This is a genomic window from Catenibacterium sp. AM22-6LB, assembly GCF_003435615.1.
Lineage (GTDB): Bacteria > Bacillota_I > Bacilli_A > Erysipelotrichales > Coprobacillaceae > Catenibacterium > Catenibacterium mitsuoka_A.
Window position 1 is genome coordinate 1 of the sequence record NZ_QTUM01000052.1, and the last position, 18,778, is coordinate 18,778.

Below are 18,778 nucleotides of genomic sequence, written 5' to 3' on the forward strand. Positions count from 1 at the left end.
ACAATCAATAATGAATCGATAGAATTCATTAACTGATTACGTACATATTATACGAGGGGGAGTTTTATATGAAAGAAAATAAAACATTAAAAATTGCAGTAACAGGATTGATGGCGGCTTTAGCTTATATCGCCTTCACATTCCTACAGATCAAGATTCCAACACCAGGAGGAACTACTTCATTCCATTTAGGAAATACATTCTGTGTATTGGCTGCTTTATTATTAGGTGGTGTTCCTGGTGGAGTTGCAGGCGCAGTTGGTATGGGTATTGGTGATTTACTTGATCCTACTTATGTAGTAGTTGCACCAAAGACATTTATCTTAAAGTTTGGTATTGGGGTTATTACAGGTCTAGTTGCACATAGAATATTCAAGATTCAAAAATTAGAAGGTAAGCAGTTAGTGATTGGTGTAGTCGCTTCTACATTTGCAGGTTTATTATTTAATGTGATTGCTGAACCACTATTTTCTTATTTCTATACTTCAGTATTACTTGGTGCACCTTCTCGAGCTGCTTTAGCACTTGCATCTTGGAATGCAGTGACTACTATCACTAATGCAGTAATTGCGATTGTAATTTCTTCAGCACTTTATTTAGCTTTAGAACCTACATTTAAAAAGAATGGTTTATTAGATAAACTACATACAGTTAAAAAAGACTAATTAAAAGGACTCCTCTGAGTCCTTATTTTAGTTTAAAACCATCTTTAAAAGCACGCCCAACAATCTTGCCTAAACCTACATATTGATTATTAAAGGGATCAAATGTGATAGGTTTTACTTTAGATACATCTACTCTTCCTGTTTCATCTAAGACACGTTCATCTACAGATACATTGACAATTTCACCCTTCATGATTTCTGTATCTAAATCATAGTCCTTGAGACGACATTCTAGACATATAGGTAATTCATTGATAATAGGTGCATGTACTTTACTAGATGGCGTATAAGTAAAACCTGCTTTTTCTAGTTTATTGGGTTCCTTATGCCCTGATACAACACCCACATAATCACATTCTACTACATGATCTTCATCTGCAATACTGACAGTAAAAGCCTGTGTTTTCAAGATATTCTGTACTGTTTTATGTCCACTAGAAAGACTCAATGAAATTTCCATTGTATCGCTAATGCCACCCCATGCTGCGTTCATTAAATCAGGATGATCATCCTTATCAAAACTCCCAATCATATAGACAGGCTGTGGATAAGTAAGTGCACGTGCACCAAAATCTTTTCTCATTTCTTTTTCCTCCTTTTTAATATCTTCATAGCAGTTTGATAAAGTGCATCATCGGAAAGATTATTGATTCTTTCAGCTTTTATATAGGTAGGATAATCATCGATATCTGGATCGTCGCCACATATATCAATACCAATTACTTCACAGTTTTTTAGGAAGTGCGCTAATACATCCTCTAACATACCTAGTGACATATCTCCTTGATTCCAGTTCGTCATGGCATATCTTTCATCTAAGACATCCTTATCTATAGAAATATAAACAGGATATTTCGTTTCAAGAGGAATAGTAGCACCTTGTTCTAGTTCTTCTATGCTGAAACTTAATACTTTATTCCGTTCCACTGATTTTAAATCATGTTTGCTTGGTCCTATTAAGTATAAACGATGAAGGAAAGGATTTTGTAAAGCTTTTTTAGCCCAGTTTCCACAGCTAAGCATATCTCCTACAATAGAAGATTGCATGTCTGTATGATGATCAATCAAAACAAGATTAAAAGGTTCATGAATAAAATCAGTCATCAATTTAGTGATGTAATGATAATCGCCTGAATCAATAAAATGAATACCAGAAATACCATTCTTGCTTATCATCTCTTTTAATTGTTTTTCTGCATGTTGATCACAGAATAAGCGTGTTCCTTCAATGTCACTACAATCATAATAAGTTAACTGTGGATAATCCCCTTTATAGGAATGAGTAAAATCAAATACATAGTTACGCATCTTTATCACCCGTTGATAATTATAGCCTTTATTTAGCACTTGTCAAATCCGACTGCTAAAAAAGAGATAGCCGCAACTATCTCTTGAGTATTATAATTCTTCACCGTTTGTTTCAATAACGTGTTTATACCAGTAAAATGATTTCTTCTTACTTCTAGAAAAGTCCCCTTCATGGTTATTATTATAGTTAACATAGATGAAACCATAACGTTTATCATATTCACCAGTAGAAGCAGATACGATATCAAATGGAGACCACATAGTATAACCTAAAAGATCAACACCATCATAAGTGACTGCATCTCTCATTGCTTCAATATGTGCCTTTAAGTAATCAATACGATACTGGTCATCTACAGTACCATCTTCTTCTTTCTTATCATAAGCACCAAAGCCGTTTTCTACAATCATCATTGGAAGTTCGTAACGATCATAGAACCAGTTTAAGCACCAGCGTAATCCTAATGGGTCAATCTGCCATCCCCAGTCAGAAGCCTTTAAGTATTCATTTCTTACAAAGTCTTCACTACAGTAATCAAATGTCTTTTCATTACGTCCTTGATACTTAGTTGCAAATGACATGTAATAAGAGAATCCAATGTAATCTACTTTACCTTCACTTAAGATTTTCTTATCCTCTTCAGTAATGAAATCATATCCTTTTCTTTCAAACTTCTTTAAGATATAGTTTGGATAATGTCCTCTTGCATGCACATCAGTAAACCAATATTTCTGATGCATAGCACCTAAGGCATTCATCATATCTTCTGGTTTAGGAGAAGCTGGATAAACACCATTCATACCAATCATACAACCAACCTTTAAGTCAGGATTGATTTCATGAGCTGCCTTAACTGCAAGTGCTGAAGCGACTAATTCATGATGAGCTGATAAATACATTAAATATTCAGCATCATCACCTTCTTTTAATAATACAGCACCTTCCTGGATTAAGTTATGCTGAGTCGGATCAGCCTGGTTATTGATTTCATTGAATGTCATCCAGTATTTTACTTTATGCTGATATCTTTCAAAACATACCTTTGCGAACTTCACAAACATATCAATGGCTTTACGATTTCTAAATCCTCCATATTCTTTTGCGAGTGCCCAAGGTAATTCAAAATGTGATAATGTGATGACTGGTTCAATACCATATTTTAATAATTCATCAAATACATCATCATAGAACTTTAAACCTTCTTCATTAGGTGTTTCTTCATCCCCTCTTGGGAAGATTCTTGTCCAGGCAATAGAAGTTCTAAATGCCTTGAATCCCATTTCAGCAAGTAATGCGATATCTTCCTTATAATGATGATAGAAGTCTACACCTACATGGTTTGGATAATCTTCTCCAGGAAGAACACCATCTGTTAAACGTCTAGGTGCTCCTGTTACGTTGTCTCCCGCTGTTTCTACATCTGTACAGCTGATTCCTTTTCCGCCTTCCTGCCAGGCACCTTCACACTGATGAGCAGCCACTGCGCCACCCCATAAAAAGTCGTCTCTAAACATTGTCTTATCTCCTTTTCTCTTTCTAATAATTATAAATAGAAATGAAAGTGATTTCTATAATTTTCAGAAATAGAGATCAAACTTTCGTAAAAATGTTTCATCTTTACATTATCAGTTCATCAATCCAATAAATAAGTGATATTTTGTTGACAGGATGTCATAAGATAACATGAAATACTTCTAACAAAAAAACTCTATAAACCTATTAACAAGATTCATAGAGCTGATGATATCCCTAATACAGTTGGCGATTTCGTCAATGATATACACATCACATAAATACGACAAAAAAGAAAGTATGAGCATTTATTTATCACTTTCATCTTCCATAATATAAAATAATTTATCGCCTAATTCTTCAGTTGCATACCCTAATTCATTCGGTTCATCATTTTCCTTAAACCCATATTCAAGATTCTTATCCAACACATAATTGCGAATCTGATTGAGTTCTGCTTCATTTAACTCTCTATCAGCTTTAACATATTCGATCACATTCTCTTTTGAATAACCATCTTCCGGATTCAAATCTTTCAACAATAATAAGTTATTCAATAATTTGACATCATCTTTTGATAATCTATACATTTTTTTACTCCTATACAACTACTTTTCTTTGAATATATTTTACCGCAATTTAAAATTATAACAATGTTTTCATTGTTACATTATTTGTTCAAAATTTCACAATAATTTTGTAACATTTTTTTAATGAAAGCGTTGCATTTTATTTATATAAGATGTAATATACCACTATCAACCAAATAAAAAAAGGGGAGCTGACGCGACGGCTGAGAAGAAATACGATCGGATTTCGACCCATATAACCTGATACGGATAATGCCGGCGTAGGAATTTTGTTTTTTTAGGTATACATGCTCAGGTATACCTTTTTTTATTATTTAAAAGGAGGAAGTGTATGAGTTACACAACACAAATGGATGCTGCAAGACAGGGTATTATTACACCTGAAATGGAAATTGTAGCCGCAAAAGAATCTATGGATGTAGAAGTATTACGTGAACACATCGCGAAAGGACATGCTATTATTCCATGTAATAAGAATCATACTTCTATTGATCCAAGTGGTATTGGTTCAATGTTGAAGACTAAGATCAATGTGAACCTAGGTATTTCTAGAGACTGTAAAGACATGGATGTAGAAATTGAAAAAGTGAATAATGCAGTAAAAATGGGCGCTGAATCAATCATGGACTTAAGTTCTTATGGTGATACACGTACTTTTAGAAAGAGATTAACTAAAGAATGTCCTGCCATTATTGGTACAGTCCCTATTTATGATGCTGTTGTTTATTATCATAAGGCTTTAAAAGATATTACTGCAAAAGAATGGTTAGATATTGTAAGAATGCATGCTGAAGATGGTGTGGATTTCATGACTATTCATTGTGGAATCAATAGAGCTATGTATGAACGTTTTAAGAATAATAAGCGTTTAATGAATATTGTTTCTCGTGGTGGTTCTATTATGTTTGCCTGGATGGCTATGACTGGAGAAGAAAATCCATTCTATGAACATTATGATGAAGTCTTAGATATCTGCCGTGAATATGATATTACTATGAGTTTAGGTGATGCATGTCGTGCTGGATGTTTGGCTGATGCAACTGATGTGGCTCAGATTGGTGAGTTAGTGACTTTAGGAGAATTAACACAGCGTGCATGGGATAAAGATGTACAGGTGATGATTGAAGGTCCTGGTCATATGCCTTTAAATCAGATTGCTGCTAATATGGAAATCCAGAAGACAATCTGTAAAGGTGCACCTTTCTACGTATTAGGCCCTTTAGTTACTGATATTGCCCCTGGTTATGATCATATTACTGCTGCCATCGGTGGTGCTATTGCAGCCACTTATGGTGCATCATTCTTATGTTATGTGACTCCTGCCGAACATCTTCGTCTGCCTAATCTAGATGATGTTAAAGAAGGTATTATTGCATCTAAGATTGCCGCACATGCAGCAGACATAGCGAAGGGTATTCCTGGTGCCATGGAATTAGATAATAAGATGGCATGTGCAAGAAAGAAGCTGGACTGGGAAGAAACATTTAAATACTCAATTGATCCAGAAAAAGCAAGACGTTATCGTGCTGAAGCAGCACCTGAAAAAGAAGATACATGTTCTATGTGTGGTAACTTCTGTGCTGTTAAGAATATGAATCGTATTCTTGATGGTGAAATTGTAAATATTTTTGATGAATAAGAAAAAAAGCGTAACTCATATATATGAGTTACGTCTTTTTGTATTAGTCTAAATCAGCACCGTTAGATTCGCAGACTTTCTTATACCAGAAGAATGAATCTTTCTTGCTTCTAGAGAAGTCCCCAGTTCCATCATCATGTCTATCTACATAGATGAAACCATAACGTTTCGCATACTGTCCAGTACCTGCAGATACTAAGTCGATTGGTCCCCAAGTTGTATAACCGATTAGTGGTACACCGTCTTCGATAGCTTCATCCATTGCTTTAATATGATCTCTGAAGTAATCAATTCTATAAGTATCGTGTACAGAACCATCTTCTTCTACCTTATCGAATGCACCAAAACCATTTTCTACAACCATTAATGGTGTATGAGGATAACGGTCATGTAGGATATTTAATGTATATCTTAATCCATCAGGGTCAATCTGCCATCCCCAGTCAGAAGCCTTTAAGTAAGGGTTCTTAGCACCTGTTGCAAGGTTACCATTTGTCTTTTCAGCGTTTTCATCAACTGTTACACAGTTAGACATATAGTAAGAGAATGTATAGAAGTCAATAACACCTTCCTTAATAATCTTCTTATCTTCTTCAGTAATAAATGAAGTATCAATGCCATGATCCTTGAAATATCTGAACATATATGTTGGATATTCACCACGAACCTGTACATCACCACAGAAGTTATTCTTGAAGTTATCTTCATTAAATGCTGCAAGAATATCTTTTGGATTTGGTGTTAATGGATATAAAGTTGTATGAGCAATCATATTACCGATCATGAAATCAGGATTGATTTTATGACCTTCTGTTACAACTAATGCACTTGCAACAAACTGATTATGTAATGCTTCAAATGTCTTCTGAGGGTTAGATTTTAATTTGTTTAACGGAATACGTTCATCAGAGTTAACATCTTCTGGGTCCATGATACCTAAACCATAAAGGTCACCTAATCCACCTTCACCCATACATGCGATATTGATTTCGTTGAATGTTAACCAGTATTTAACCTTATCCTTATAACGTTTCATACAAGTAGTTGCATACTTAACGAACATATCAATCACTCTTCTATCAGAGAACCCATTGTATTTAGTCACAATGTTCCAAGGAATTTCATAATGACATAATGTAACTAAAGGTTCAATATTGTGTTTCTTACATTCGTCAAATACCTTGTCATAGAAAGCTAAACCTTCTTCATTAGGTGTTTCATCATCACCATTAGGGAAAATTCTACCCCAGTTGATTGATAATCTGAATACATTCCATCCCATTTCTGCAAATAAAGCAATATCTTCAGCATAATGATGATAGAAATCAATTGCTTCATGGCTTGGATAGAAAGCAGTCTTATCAGTCTTTGGTAAGAATGTTCTTGGAGTATTTACATCTCCACCAAGTAACATATCTGGTACTGATAAACCTTTACCATCTTCTAAATAAGCACCTTCACACTGATTGGCAGCAACTGCGCCACCCCATAAAAATCCTTTTGGAAAACTCATTTTCTTTACCTCCGTTCATCTTTTCTGTATGTATTATATACATAATAAAAATCATTATAATTTATTTTCACCAAATGAAAGCGATTTACACCATATGAAAATTATCAAAAGTTATTATTTAGAATAAATCCCCTCTTTTATGTTCTCCCATATTAGACATAATACATTCTTGATGTTGCTTATGAACAATATCCCAGACATATTCCATCCCTGTGGCAAGTGGCTGTTTAAGAAAATCCTCTTTATCAATCCAATAAACCTCTCCTTCATCACTTGAATGAAGAACTCCTTCATACTCACTCGCCTTATAGACTAGAATAATATTATGAATAGAATGCTTATACCAATGATATAAACCACATAAATAAGGATTCTTAATTGTAAGACCTGTTTCTTCATTCACTTCTCTAATCATAGCATCTTTGAATATTTCTTCTTTTTCTACATGACCACCAGGGAAAGTAATACCAGTATAAGAATCATTGACTTTATTCTGAACTAAGACATGTCCTTTATCATCTTCAATCATACACATATTCATCAAGCAGACATCTTCTTTACGACGTTTTTTTACACCTTTAAACTCAATTGCCTGTACTGGGCATATCTCTAAACAGGCCCCACAGTGTAAACATTGTGAGACATCTATTACTTCATTATGAATACAACGTTGAGGACAAATAGTCTCACATTTGCCACAATGAATACAACGATCAGTAATAGTATAATAAGTACCATGTTCCTTACTGTTAATAGTAATAGGTTCTCTTTTTATATGTGCTGGATCACTGATATCAAAATATTCACCAGATGCTTCATATAAACAAAAGACATCCAATGCCTTTCTTGTATCTTCTGGATAGATAGACTGCATATAAGTATTCTTTAGGAAGATCTCATCAAGTTTATGAGACCCAATATTCTTAACCTTACCACTTAAACTAAAAGATACTTTTCCTTTAAGTCCTGTCAAGGAAATATACTCTTGGTTCATGAGTTCCTTATAGAAACTCTTACCTCTTGCAGTTAAGAAGTAAATACCTTCTTCATCATACAACATTAAGTCGATGATTCGAGTGATAGGTCTACCCTCACTATTAATAGTTGCCATTGTGACAGAATGAATGTCTTCAACAAGTAATTTGATATAATTCATAAAATACCTCCAGATATTATTTTATAACATAAAGAAAAGAGAGTCTATTACAGGCTCTCTACATACTCTTCTAAACATAGATTTTTCTGATGCATCTTCAAGGCAGCTTTCTTACCTACATAACGATAATGCCATGGTTCATGCTTAATATGTGTTATAGATGTTTTACTCTTAGGATAACGTTTCACAAAACCATATTTATAAGCATTTCTTTCTAACCATCTATAAGCAGACTGATTGGTTGTATAACGGTTATCCCCTACTATATCCACTGCAAGCCCTAATTGATGTTCGCTTGTACCTGGGACTGATACATAATTTAATGCATATCTTCTTGCAAGAAGCGTACATAACCCTTTACTCTTATAATAATTCGTACGATTATCTAAGATCTTCTGTTGTGAATAAGATGATCGATATCCTTCATTCACCTGCATATAAATATCATCTTTTCTTGCAGTTCTAAACATTTGTGATAATTCAGGCACAATACGTGAATCAACTTCTTTCCCATTATCTAGCTTTGTAAGAATCACTTTATAGTTATCTGGTATTCTATTTGTATGATTCACAAGCATAAGATTCCAGCCATGATTTGTAGAAGCATCTTCTATAAAAGTATCTGAACGAAATATAATATATCCCGATAATATGAGTAATAGAATTCCTAGAACTAAAAGACATTTCTTGAATAATCGCATTTCTTTTCACCTCACAATAGTTATATCGTGAAATGTTGAAAAGAAACATCTCAAATTCCTTACAAAAATATTAAGATTTACTTACATGAATATAATCTTTGGTAATAAATAATATAATAGGACGAAGGAATCCACATGAGAAAACACTTAATACAATAAGCCATGATGCATATTTACATCTTTTAGATAAGAAGTGATAAGCAATAATATGATCAACAATAAACCCAATAATTAATATTACTAGAAACACAACAAATAAAAGATAGTTTAATTCATCCATCGCAAATAAGACATATCCAATAATTAATACAGGAAATGCACAGAGAGAGGATATAATACCAAGAACATGATCTCCTGTGATATTTCCTAATAAATATTTATTATAGAATGGAATCCAGCCACGATAGGTTTTAGTATCTAATAATGAAGAGACAAGGAATCCTTCAAAAAGATAACCTACTACATAAGTACAAAGTATACCTATGAAGAGAGATACAAATATAAGAAATAAAGTTGACAATATACCCATTAGAAAAAATACACTTAATGCACCCATAATCATTTACCTCACAATTGAAAGAATAACAATAAATATACTGTAGAGAATAATCACAATTACATGCTTCTTCCATGTCATGCTTAAATAGCCTATGAATTCTCTAATCAAAGCATTTAATGTGAAATACCATTTTGTAACTGAACCAAAACCAATGCATCTAATTCCTAAATCTTTCGCAAGTATCAAGGCTCTAAAAACATGATAGGACGTAGTAACAAGTCCAACTCGTGGAGATTCTTTAATCATAAGTTTTGATGAGAATAAGAGGTTTTCTTTTGTATTCGTAGATTTGTTTTCAATGATTATCTTACTCTCATCAATTCCTTTATTGATGGCATAGCGTGCCATGGCTTCTCCTTCAGGAATATCTTCTCCCTTGCCTTGTCCTCCAGACATGATGAGTAAGGCTTTTGGATTCTTTTTTAAGATTTCTATTCCTTGATCAATTCTACTTGCGAGTAATGGAGGCACCTGTTCTCCTTTAATTCCTGCTCCTAATACTATTATATAATCCAATTTCCTTTTTTTGAATAAGTGGAACGTATTTAGGAAAGCAGAAAGGCAATAGCTTGCAAGAACGGATAAGAGATAGAATACCGCAAACGAAATAACAGCATAAAGAGATGTCATGATTTTATTAGATGATTTTACAAATATCGGTCCTACAAATAGGAAAATAAATAATCCTATCGCAAAGATTAAAGAAAGAAGATTAGTCAATTTCAATCCTTCATGTTTAATGACTTTAATCCCTTCTACAAAGAACATAATAATAGTTGCAAGTGGAAAAAATAGGATAACAAGTACTGCAGCAGCGGCTAATAGAACCCCTATATCCATAATAAGTGGATAATGAGTTAATGTTTCAGAATAGTAGAACGCATAGAAGAAAGCTGTAATAATAGTCATCATAGAAAGACCAAAGAACCCCACACCACTCCACAAGGTACGTGATTCATAACGCATAAGCATGCAATACATGAAATATAAGATCAATAATATAATTAATGGTATGAATATCATACACTCACCCCCCCTATGATAAAAGCCATCTAACTAGATGGCTTATTTCTTACGTTCATGAAGATCACTTAGATCATATGGTGTTTCCTGGTAAACATAATAGTTCAACCAGTTAGAGAATAAGAGATAGGCATGTGAACGCCATTTTACTTGTATTTCCTGAGATGGATCATCATCAAGATAATAGTTTTTAGGTAGTTCTGCAATAACATCTGGTTTCTCTTTGTCACGCTTATATTCTTTATCTAATGTGTCTGGATCATATTCAGGATGTCCTGTCACAAAGAACTGAGAACCATCCTTAGAAGCCACCAAATAGACACCTGCATCATCACTTTCAGCAAGTATATCTAAGTTAGAATTACTTGCAACATCTTCCTTTAAAACAGTTGTATAACGTGAATGTGGTGCATAGAACTGATAATCAAAACCTCTTAAAATCTTTCTTCTCATCTTTCTTTGATTAGTATGATGACGATATACACCAGTTAATTTATGCTTCAATAAGTACTTATCAATATCATAATAATAATGTAAAGCAGCCTGTGAAGCCCAGCAGATAAAGAAAGAACTAAAGACATGTGTCTTGGCCCATTCAAGGATTTCACATAGTTCATTCCAATAGTCTACTTCTTCAAAAGGCATCTGTTCTACAGGAGCACCTGTAATAATCATACCATCATAAGAATTCTCTTTAATATCTTTAAATGTCTTATAGAAAGTCAGTAAATGTTCCTTAGGAACATTCTTAGAATCATGTGTAGACATATGAATAAGTTCTACTTCAAGCTGTAATGGTGTATTAGATAATAATCTTAATAATTGTGTTTCTGTTGTAATCTTTAAAGGCATGATATTCACAATTAAAATTTTTAAAGGTCTAATACGCTGTGTAGTCGCACGTGTCTGGTTCATCACAAAGATGTTTTCATCAGTTAAGACCTTATATGCTGGTAAATCATCTGGAATATTAATTGGCATAAAAACTCCCCCTATCTATATGCAAGCAATTCATCAAATGCATCAATTATAAAATGATCTGTCATCCCTGATAAATAATCAATAATACTCTTTTCTAAAGCAAGTGAATCATTCTCAAAGTCATAGACTATATGATTTTGATAACGTTCATCATGAAGTAAAGTACTATAGCGTGTTAACCATTTAAGATAATGATTAATAATGAGTGGATAACGTTCTGCATCTTTTTTTAAGTCTAAAACAAAATTGTCATGATGTCCATACTCATATAAGAAAGAAAAGAGACTCTCTAGAATCAATTGTACATATTGCGTATGAATCTTAACCTTCTTTATTTCATAAATCTTTTGATAATTAAACTTCATAAATATCTTCATGATTTCAAAAGCTTCATTAGACAAACCAATATAGTCTTCGGTACTATTATGAATCACATCTTGAATAAAGTAATTGACCACTGTTCCATTATTGATTGCTTTAAATAAACCTGGAACAACTGTATTAATTTCTTCTATTAAGCTTTTCATATCTTCTTCATTAAGTATATGTAAGTTCCATGCATCCTCTATATCTCTTGCTAGATAAGCAATCTTATCACTGATTTTTACGACACACCCTTCTAGAGTATAAGGCTGGTAAAGTCCTGGTGATTTAAAGTCTTTTAAATCGATTTTTTCATCTCTAGGTTTAATTCTTCTTTGATTCACTTCACCACAATGAGCAATAACGCCATCTCTTACTGCATAGGTCAGATCAAGATTATGTTCAATATGTTGATCGTCCTCTAATAAACATAAATCATCTATTAAGTGAAGGCTATTCTTTTCATGCCAGAACGGTTCTAAAGCATGTTTTATAGACAAAGAAGAAAGAATCTTTTCTCCACCATGACCAAAAGGGGCATGTCCTAAATCATGTCCTGCACTAATAGCACGTGTAAGTTCAGTATTCAGTCCTAGTTGATAGGCGATTGTATAACTGATAGATTCTACTAAATTCACATGCTCTGCACGTGTACATATATGATCATTATCAGGTGCAAAGAAGACCTGTGTCTTATGTTTTAAACGTCTATAGGCTGTAGTAAATATAATACGATTATAATCTCTCATAAAAGGTGTTCTAAAATCACCTTTTCTTTCATATAACTGTGATGCTCTTTCTATACAGTCATTGTATTTAGGATTGTCTTTATTCATTGCCTTCATGAAATCACCTCAAAAAAATTATAGCATAAAAAAAGGCGCCTAAGCGCCTTAAGAGATTATTTAGATAATAATGATGCAGCTGCTTCATCAACGATGATGATTGCATCTTCATGTTTCTGAAGAATAGAGGCTGGTAAATCTTCTGTTACTGGTCCTTCAACTAAGCCTTTAACTGCTTCAGCTTTTCTTTCACCAGTCGCAATTAATAATACCTTCTTAGCTTCCATGATATTAGAAATACCCATAGTGATTGCATGAGTAGGAACAGCGCTTAAATCACCATTGAAGAATAATTTAGCGTTGTCTTCGATTGTGCTCTGTTTAAGTGCAATATAGTGAGTCACTGAATCAAATGATGTACCTGGTTCATTGAAACCAACATGTCCATTAGAACCTATCCCTAATAACTGGATATCTCTTGGATTTTCAGCTAATAATGCATTGTATTCATCACATACTTCTTCGATAGATCCCTTACCCTTAGGAACATTAATATTATTCTTATCGATATCTAATTCATTGAATAACTGGTGGCACATGAAATAGTAATAGCTCTGTGGATGATCCTGTGCTAAACCATAATATTCATCAAGGTTGAATGATTTGATATCTTTGTAGCTTGTTCCGTTAGCTTTATGATCTTCTCTCATTAATTCATAAAGACGGATTGGTGTAGAACCAGTAGCTAGGCCAATGTTTGCGTTTGGTTTATTTTTGATAACGTCAAGCATGATTTCTGCTGCTTTCTGACTTGCTTCTTCATAATCTTTAGTAACAATAACTTTCATATTATTATCCTCCTGTTTACACTTCTATATTATACTTGTTGTTCCTATTTGTAAAGCAATATTTTCATAATATGAAATTTTCTTTGTTTATTTAAAAATATATTGGTATAAATTATCTGATGGCGAAACAGTAGTCAAAGAGTGGTCTGGCAACTAGAATACATCTATTTTTCTCTATTGAAAAAGTGAAAAAATGAACCTAATTGGCTTCTTTCAACATTTATAGGTATATATAGAAAGATTTAAATTAATTTGTACCCTCAAAATTGTGTAAATTTGTCAAAAAAATATATGTGAAAGAACTTCTTTTCTTTATTTTGTACCCCTTTTATTGTAAAATATGGAGTATATGGAGGTAGGTCAAAAATGACAAATGTAAAAGGTATTGCGGCATCTAGTGGTTATGCCATTGCTAAAGCATATAAATTAGATATGCCAGATTTAACTGTAACACGTACTACAGTTGAAGACACAGAAGCTGAAATTGCTTTATATAACAAGAGCGTTGCAGCAGTTAAACTTGAAATCGCTGCAATTAAGGAAGCAGCTACTAAAAACTTATCTGAAGAAGAAGCAGCAGTATTTGATGCTCATGCTCAGATTCTTGAAGATCCAGAACTTCAGTCACAGGTTGAAGCTAAGATCAATGATGAAAAGTTATGTGCTCCAGCAGCATTAGAAGATGTAGCTAATTTATTCATTACTATGTTCTCATCTATGGATGATGCATATTTCAAAGAAAGAGCAGCTGACGTTAGAGACGTAACTACTCGTTTAAAAGCTAACTTATTAGGTAAGTCTTTACCTAACCCTGCTTTAATTGATGAAGAAGTTGTAATCATCGCTCACGATTTAACTCCTTCTGATACAGCTCAGTTAAATAAAAACTTAGTTCGTGGTTTCATCACTGATATCGGTGGTAGAACTTCTCACTCTGCTATCCTAGCTAGATCTATGGAAATCCCAGCAGTTGTAGCAACTAACGTTATTACTGAAACTGTCAATGATGGTGATATGGTAGTTCTTGATGGTTTAACAGGTGATGTATTTGTTAACCCTGATGAAGAAACAGTTTCAACTTATGAAGCTAAGAGAAAAGAATTCGAAGACTACAAAGCAGAACTTAAGACATTAAAGACTGCTGAATCAGTATCTACTGATGGTCATAAGGTATTATTAGTAGCTAACATCGGTTCTCCAAATGATATCGAAGCTATTAAGCAGAATGGTGCTGAAGGTGTTGGTTTATTCAGAACTGAATTCTTATATATGGAATCAGATGAACTTCCAACAGAAGATTCACAGTATGAAGCTTATAAGACAGTACTTGAAAATGTAAATGGTCCAGTTGTTGTTAGAACAATGGATATCGGTGGAGATAAGAAGTTAAAGGCTCTTCCAGTTCCTGAAGAAATGAACCCATTCTTAGGTGTTCGTGCTATTCGTCTTTGCTTCCAGAGAGAAGAAGTATTCAGAACTCAGTTAAGAGCATTACTTCGTGCTTCAGTTTATGGTGATCTTAAGATCATGTTCCCTATGATTGCAACTGTTGAAGAATTCAAGAAGGCTAAGGGAATCTTATTAGATGAAAAAGCTAAGTTAGTTGCTGAAGGTGTTAAAGTTTCTGATTCAATCGAAGTTGGTATCATGATTGAAATCCCAGCTGCTGCTGTTCTTGCTGATCAGTTCGCTAAGGTTGTAGATTTCTTCTCAATCGGTACAAACGACTTAATCCAGTACACTTTCGCTGCTGACCGTATGTCATCTACAATCAACTACTTATATCAGCCATTCAACCCATCAATCTTAAGATTAGTTAAGAACACAATTGATGCTTCTCATAGAGAAGGTAAATGGACTGGTATGTGTGGTGAAATGGCAGGCGAAGCTCTTGCTGCACCATTACTACTTGGTTTAGGACTTGACGAATTCTCAATGTCTGCAACTTCAATTCTTGCTCAGAGAAAACGTATCAGAGAATTATCTTATGAAGAATCTAAGAAGGTAGCTGAAAAGGCAACTACTGAACTTTCTACAATGGAAGAAGTTGTTGAATTAGTTAAAGCTAAAACTGGTATTGAAGGATAAAAAACACAATACTTGAGAGATGAACATTTGTTCATCTCTTTTTTTGTGCATACAAAAAACCACCTCTTTATAGAGGTGGCAAGTATTGTGATATTAGTTAAATATTTTAATTTTCCTATACCATATAAAAACTAATATAAGCTGTTTTTGTTCTGATATATACCAATCAATGCATCTACTTGAAGCATTTTTAATATACGAATCATATCCCCTTGAGAGACACTGATACAGCAATTTGTTGCCCTGCCAGTAGAACAATGTAAGAAAATACCACTACCAGCTCCCGGAGTACAAGATGTATTATAGTTAATCGCAATAGCATATCTATAAGCTTCTTGATAATCTACTAAGTGTTCAGCACTGCTCCATTGAATACCTGTCTGGCTAGCGTCGACTAATTTATTGTAGTAAGAGCTATTGCTGTCATCCACCCAATAATGGTTGTTGTTGACTTGAATATAGCTTCTAGAAATACCGGGATTACCTGCTATACCAAAGGCATGTCCAAAGCTATAAACACCTCCTGGTGTCTTTTTATCGCCTTCACGTTTACTTCCTGTAATTCCTCTGCTACCTACTCTCGCACTGCAGCTAAGTGTTTCAGTCCAAACACCATTGTGTTTCGTATGTACTGTCAAAGTTGCAGAACTGCCACCATTTCCCATTACAGTAATAGCTTGAGTTGTATGTTTTGATATAGACATATTAGCGACAAAGCTTTGACTTACAGATGGTGATTGAGATGATACAGAAGGTTTATTTGAAGAAGAAACCTGTTTTTTAGCTTGAGAAACATTATTAGAATGTGTTTCGGTTTTTGTCTCTGCTTTTGCCTTCTCTTGAGGCACTTCTTTGTCTTTTAAGGTATTACGAATGATCTTTTTACCTTCTTCATTAGTGATTGTCTCAGTCACAAGTTCTTGATTTGAATTAGCTACAAGAGTGATATTTACCGGTAATTCTTTTGTAGTTGTATTACCTGAACTATCCTTCACATTCACCTTTAATGTATAAGTCCCTTCTTTATTTGCATCAATCGCACTAAAATCATAACTTAGTTCTACAGGTGATAAATCTGAAGCATTAAATAAACCAAGCGCATTAAAATCAAATTTACTTAAATCTGTTCCTTTCACAATATCAATACTTGCATAATCAGTATTGACTTCTGGTGCAGTTGTATCAACAACCTTTACCTTTTTAATAAGTTTTTCTTATTAAAGGTCATTGTAATCTTATAATCACCAATCGCAAAATAATTCTTGCCTTCTTCATATTTAAAATTAGATTTAACCTTTAATTCCTTTACTAATTTCTTTTGATCTTTTATATCCATGTCTTTAGTATCTAATAATTCCATTGCATCATAAGGAAACTTCTTACCATATTCTAATTTAAGCATTTTATTATCCTTTAAGACAAACTTAGGAACTCTTATAAAAGTATAGATACCTATACCACCTAAAAGAACCACTGCAATGATACACATAATGGCTATAATACTTTTCTTTTTTAACTTAATCATTAAATAATCACCCCTTAAACCACAATTAACCCATTAATTTTTAGTTAATATTTTAAAGATTATTTATAATATTTATCAATGAGGTTAGGATATGTTTATTACTTTATAGAAGCTTATCAGAGATAAACAAGCGCAAAAAAACTGACCTTTTATGGTCAGTTTAGTCTCTTTTTCTACAAATAATATGGATTGGAGTTCCTTCAAATCCAAAACGATCTCTTAAGCAGTTTTCTAGATAACGCTTATATGAGAAATGCATGAACTTAGGATCATTTACAAATAATACAAATGTTGGTGGCTGTACTGCAACCTGGTTGGCATAATAAATCTTAAGTCTTCCACCTTCAAATGTAGTTGTAGGGTTCATTGCCTGAGCATCTACAATAACATCATTTAATACACTTGTAGTCACACGTTTATGAGCATTCATATAAGCTTCTACAATTAAATCAAATAATGTATTAATACGCTGTTTCTTTAAAGCACTAACAAAGGCAATACGTGCATAGTCAAGATACTTGAACTGTTCTCTTAAAGTCTTTTCCATCTTAGCCATTGTCTTTTCATCTTTAGTGACAGCATCCCACTTATTAACAACTAAAACAACAGATTTACCTAATTCATGTGCATAACCAGCTACATGCTTATCCTGTTCAATAATACCTCTTTCACCATCGACAACACAAAGAATGACATCACTCTGTTCTACAGCCTTTAAAGCACGTAGTACTGAATATTTTTCAATATTCTCATAGACTTTACCCTTTTTACGCATACCTGCTGTATCGATGATTCTATACTTATAACCATCTTTTTCAAATGCTGTATCAATGGCATCTCTTGTTGTTCCTTCAATATTAGAAACAATAACACGGTCTTCACCTAGGATTGCATTAGTCAAAGAAGATTTACCTACATTTGGTCTACCAATAATAGATACCTTGATTTCATCTTCTTCAAATTCATCTTCTTCATCTGGAAGTACTCTAATGACTTCATCAAGAAGATCCCCTACACCAATACCATGAGCACTTGATACAGGAATTGGTTCACCAATACCTAAACTATAGAAATCATAAATGTTGTCTCTAAAAGCGACATCATCAATCTTATTCACAGCTAAAAGTACAGGTTTACCTGATTTCTGAAGCATTCTTGCAACAAAATTATCTTCACTTGTTAAACCTTCACGTCCATTAACTACAAAGATAATAACATCAGCTTCTTCAATCGCAATCTCAGCCTGAGTCTTGATCTGTTCTCTAAAATCAGCATTCTTTAATTCAATACCACCGGTATCGATAATTCTAAATTCTTTTGTAAGCCAGCTTGCTTTCGCATAAATACGGTCTCTTGTAACACCTGGTACGTCTTCTACAATAGAAACACGTTCACCAATAATACGGTTAAATAATGTAGACTTCCCTACATTTGCACGACCTACAATCGCAACAATACCTTTTTTCATATTTTCCTCCATTTCCCCGCGCCTTCGTTGCGCGGACACAAATATATAATCAA

Annotated in this window: 18 protein-coding genes and 1 riboswitch; of the genes, 3 read left to right on the top strand and 15 right to left on the bottom strand. The window is 33.6% G+C overall.

Going from position 1 to position 18,778, the window contains the following annotated elements:
* Nucleotides 1-68 precede the first annotated feature (68 nt).
* Entirely contained in the window at nt 69-665 is a 597-nt protein-coding gene (locus tag DW269_RS09925) for an ECF transporter S component (protein WP_117459608.1), read from the top strand.
* A 22-nt stretch (nt 666-687) separates the two neighbouring features.
* Here the strand turns inward: DW269_RS09925 and DW269_RS09930 are convergent, their stop codons facing one another.
* From DW269_RS09930 to DW269_RS09945, 4 genes are all read right to left on the bottom strand, one after another.
* Nucleotides 688-1,248, bottom strand: a complete 561-nt coding sequence (locus tag DW269_RS09930; RefSeq protein WP_117459609.1) for a flavin reductase family protein — start codon at nt 1,246-1,248, stop codon at nt 688-690.
* Nucleotides 1,245-1,973 carry an arginase family protein gene (locus tag DW269_RS09935; RefSeq protein WP_117459610.1) on the bottom strand — a complete coding sequence of 243 codons (729 nt, stop codon included), beginning with the start codon at nt 1,971-1,973 and terminating at the stop codon, nt 1,245-1,247. Before DW269_RS09935 ends, DW269_RS09930 begins: the two co-directional genes overlap by 4 nt.
* Before the next feature lie 90 nt (nt 1,974-2,063).
* Nucleotides 2,064-3,488 (bottom strand): 6-phospho-beta-glucosidase, encoded by a 1,425-nt coding sequence (locus DW269_RS09940; protein ID WP_117459611.1) that lies wholly within the window; start codon nt 3,486-3,488, stop codon nt 2,064-2,066.
* 306 nt (nt 3,489-3,794) lie between these two features.
* Nucleotides 3,795-4,076, bottom strand: coding sequence for a hypothetical protein (locus DW269_RS09945; protein ID WP_117459612.1), 282 nt, complete (start codon nt 4,074-4,076; stop codon nt 3,795-3,797).
* A gap of 174 nt (nt 4,077-4,250) precedes the next feature.
* Nucleotides 4,251-4,360: riboswitch (TPP riboswitch) on the top strand.
* Nucleotides 4,361-4,407: 47 nt separating this feature from the next.
* Here DW269_RS09945 and thiC point away from each other — a divergent pair.
* On the top strand, nt 4,408-5,715 hold the full coding sequence (gene thiC, locus DW269_RS09950; protein WP_006504752.1) for a phosphomethylpyrimidine synthase ThiC: 1,308 nt from the start codon (nt 4,408-4,410) through the stop codon (nt 5,713-5,715).
* Between the two features lie 43 nt (nt 5,716-5,758).
* Here thiC and DW269_RS09955 read toward each other — a convergent pair whose 3' ends face one another.
* From DW269_RS09955 to nagB, 8 genes are all read right to left on the bottom strand, one after another.
* Entirely contained in the window at nt 5,759-7,228 is a 1,470-nt protein-coding gene (locus DW269_RS09955) for a glycoside hydrolase family 1 protein (protein WP_117459613.1), read from the bottom strand.
* Nucleotides 7,229-7,346: 118 nt separating this feature from the next.
* Nucleotides 7,347-8,384, bottom strand: coding sequence for an NUDIX domain-containing protein (locus tag DW269_RS12800; protein WP_199410067.1), 1,038 nt, complete (start codon nt 8,382-8,384; stop codon nt 7,347-7,349).
* Nucleotides 8,385-8,431: 47 nt separating this feature from the next.
* Complete coding sequence (locus DW269_RS09970) at nt 8,432-9,085, bottom strand: M15 family metallopeptidase (RefSeq protein ID WP_117459614.1); 654 nt, start codon at nt 9,083-9,085, stop codon at nt 8,432-8,434.
* Nucleotides 9,086-9,155: 70 nt separating this feature from the next.
* Nucleotides 9,156-9,641 carry a hypothetical protein gene (locus DW269_RS09975; RefSeq protein WP_147322589.1) on the bottom strand — a complete coding sequence of 162 codons (486 nt, stop codon included), beginning with the start codon at nt 9,639-9,641 and terminating at the stop codon, nt 9,156-9,158.
* Nucleotides 9,642-9,647: 6 nt separating this feature from the next.
* The gene (locus DW269_RS09980; protein WP_117459616.1) at nt 9,648-10,667 is read right to left on the bottom strand and encodes a YdcF family protein; all 1,020 of its coding nucleotides are present in this window, start codon (nt 10,665-10,667) and stop codon (nt 9,648-9,650) included.
* A gap of 42 nt (nt 10,668-10,709) precedes the next feature.
* Nucleotides 10,710-11,648: a homoserine O-succinyltransferase gene (gene metA / locus DW269_RS09985; protein WP_117459617.1), complete on the bottom strand. Its 939-nt coding sequence runs from the start codon at nt 11,646-11,648 to the stop codon at nt 10,710-10,712.
* Nucleotides 11,649-11,659: 11 nt separating this feature from the next.
* Nucleotides 11,660-12,856: a deoxyguanosinetriphosphate triphosphohydrolase family protein gene (locus tag DW269_RS09990; protein ID WP_117459618.1), complete on the bottom strand. Its 1,197-nt coding sequence runs from the start codon at nt 12,854-12,856 to the stop codon at nt 11,660-11,662.
* A gap of 56 nt (nt 12,857-12,912) precedes the next feature.
* Nucleotides 12,913-13,644 (bottom strand): glucosamine-6-phosphate deaminase, encoded by a 732-nt coding sequence (nagB, locus tag DW269_RS09995; protein WP_117459619.1) that lies wholly within the window; start codon nt 13,642-13,644, stop codon nt 12,913-12,915.
* Between the two features lie 366 nt (nt 13,645-14,010).
* Between nagB and ptsP the strand changes: the two genes are divergently transcribed.
* On the top strand, nt 14,011-15,732 hold the full coding sequence (gene ptsP / locus DW269_RS10000) for a phosphoenolpyruvate--protein phosphotransferase (RefSeq protein WP_117459620.1): 1,722 nt from the start codon (nt 14,011-14,013) through the stop codon (nt 15,730-15,732).
* Between the two features lie 131 nt (nt 15,733-15,863).
* On the opposite strand, the gene DW269_RS10005 is transcribed toward ptsP, so the two are convergent.
* From DW269_RS10005 to der, 3 genes are all read right to left on the bottom strand, one after another.
* Nucleotides 15,864-16,868, bottom strand: a complete 1,005-nt coding sequence (locus DW269_RS10005) for a L,D-transpeptidase family protein (protein WP_233502490.1) — start codon at nt 16,866-16,868, stop codon at nt 15,864-15,866.
* 56 nt (nt 16,869-16,924) lie between these two features.
* Nucleotides 16,925-17,257 carry a hypothetical protein gene (locus DW269_RS13040; protein ID WP_233502491.1) on the bottom strand — a complete coding sequence of 111 codons (333 nt, stop codon included), beginning with the start codon at nt 17,255-17,257 and terminating at the stop codon, nt 16,925-16,927.
* A 160-nt stretch (nt 17,258-17,417) separates the two neighbouring features.
* Nucleotides 17,418-18,725: a ribosome biogenesis GTPase Der gene (gene der, locus DW269_RS10010; RefSeq protein WP_117459621.1), complete on the bottom strand. Its 1,308-nt coding sequence runs from the start codon at nt 18,723-18,725 to the stop codon at nt 17,418-17,420.
* Nucleotides 18,726-18,778 lie beyond the last annotated feature (53 nt).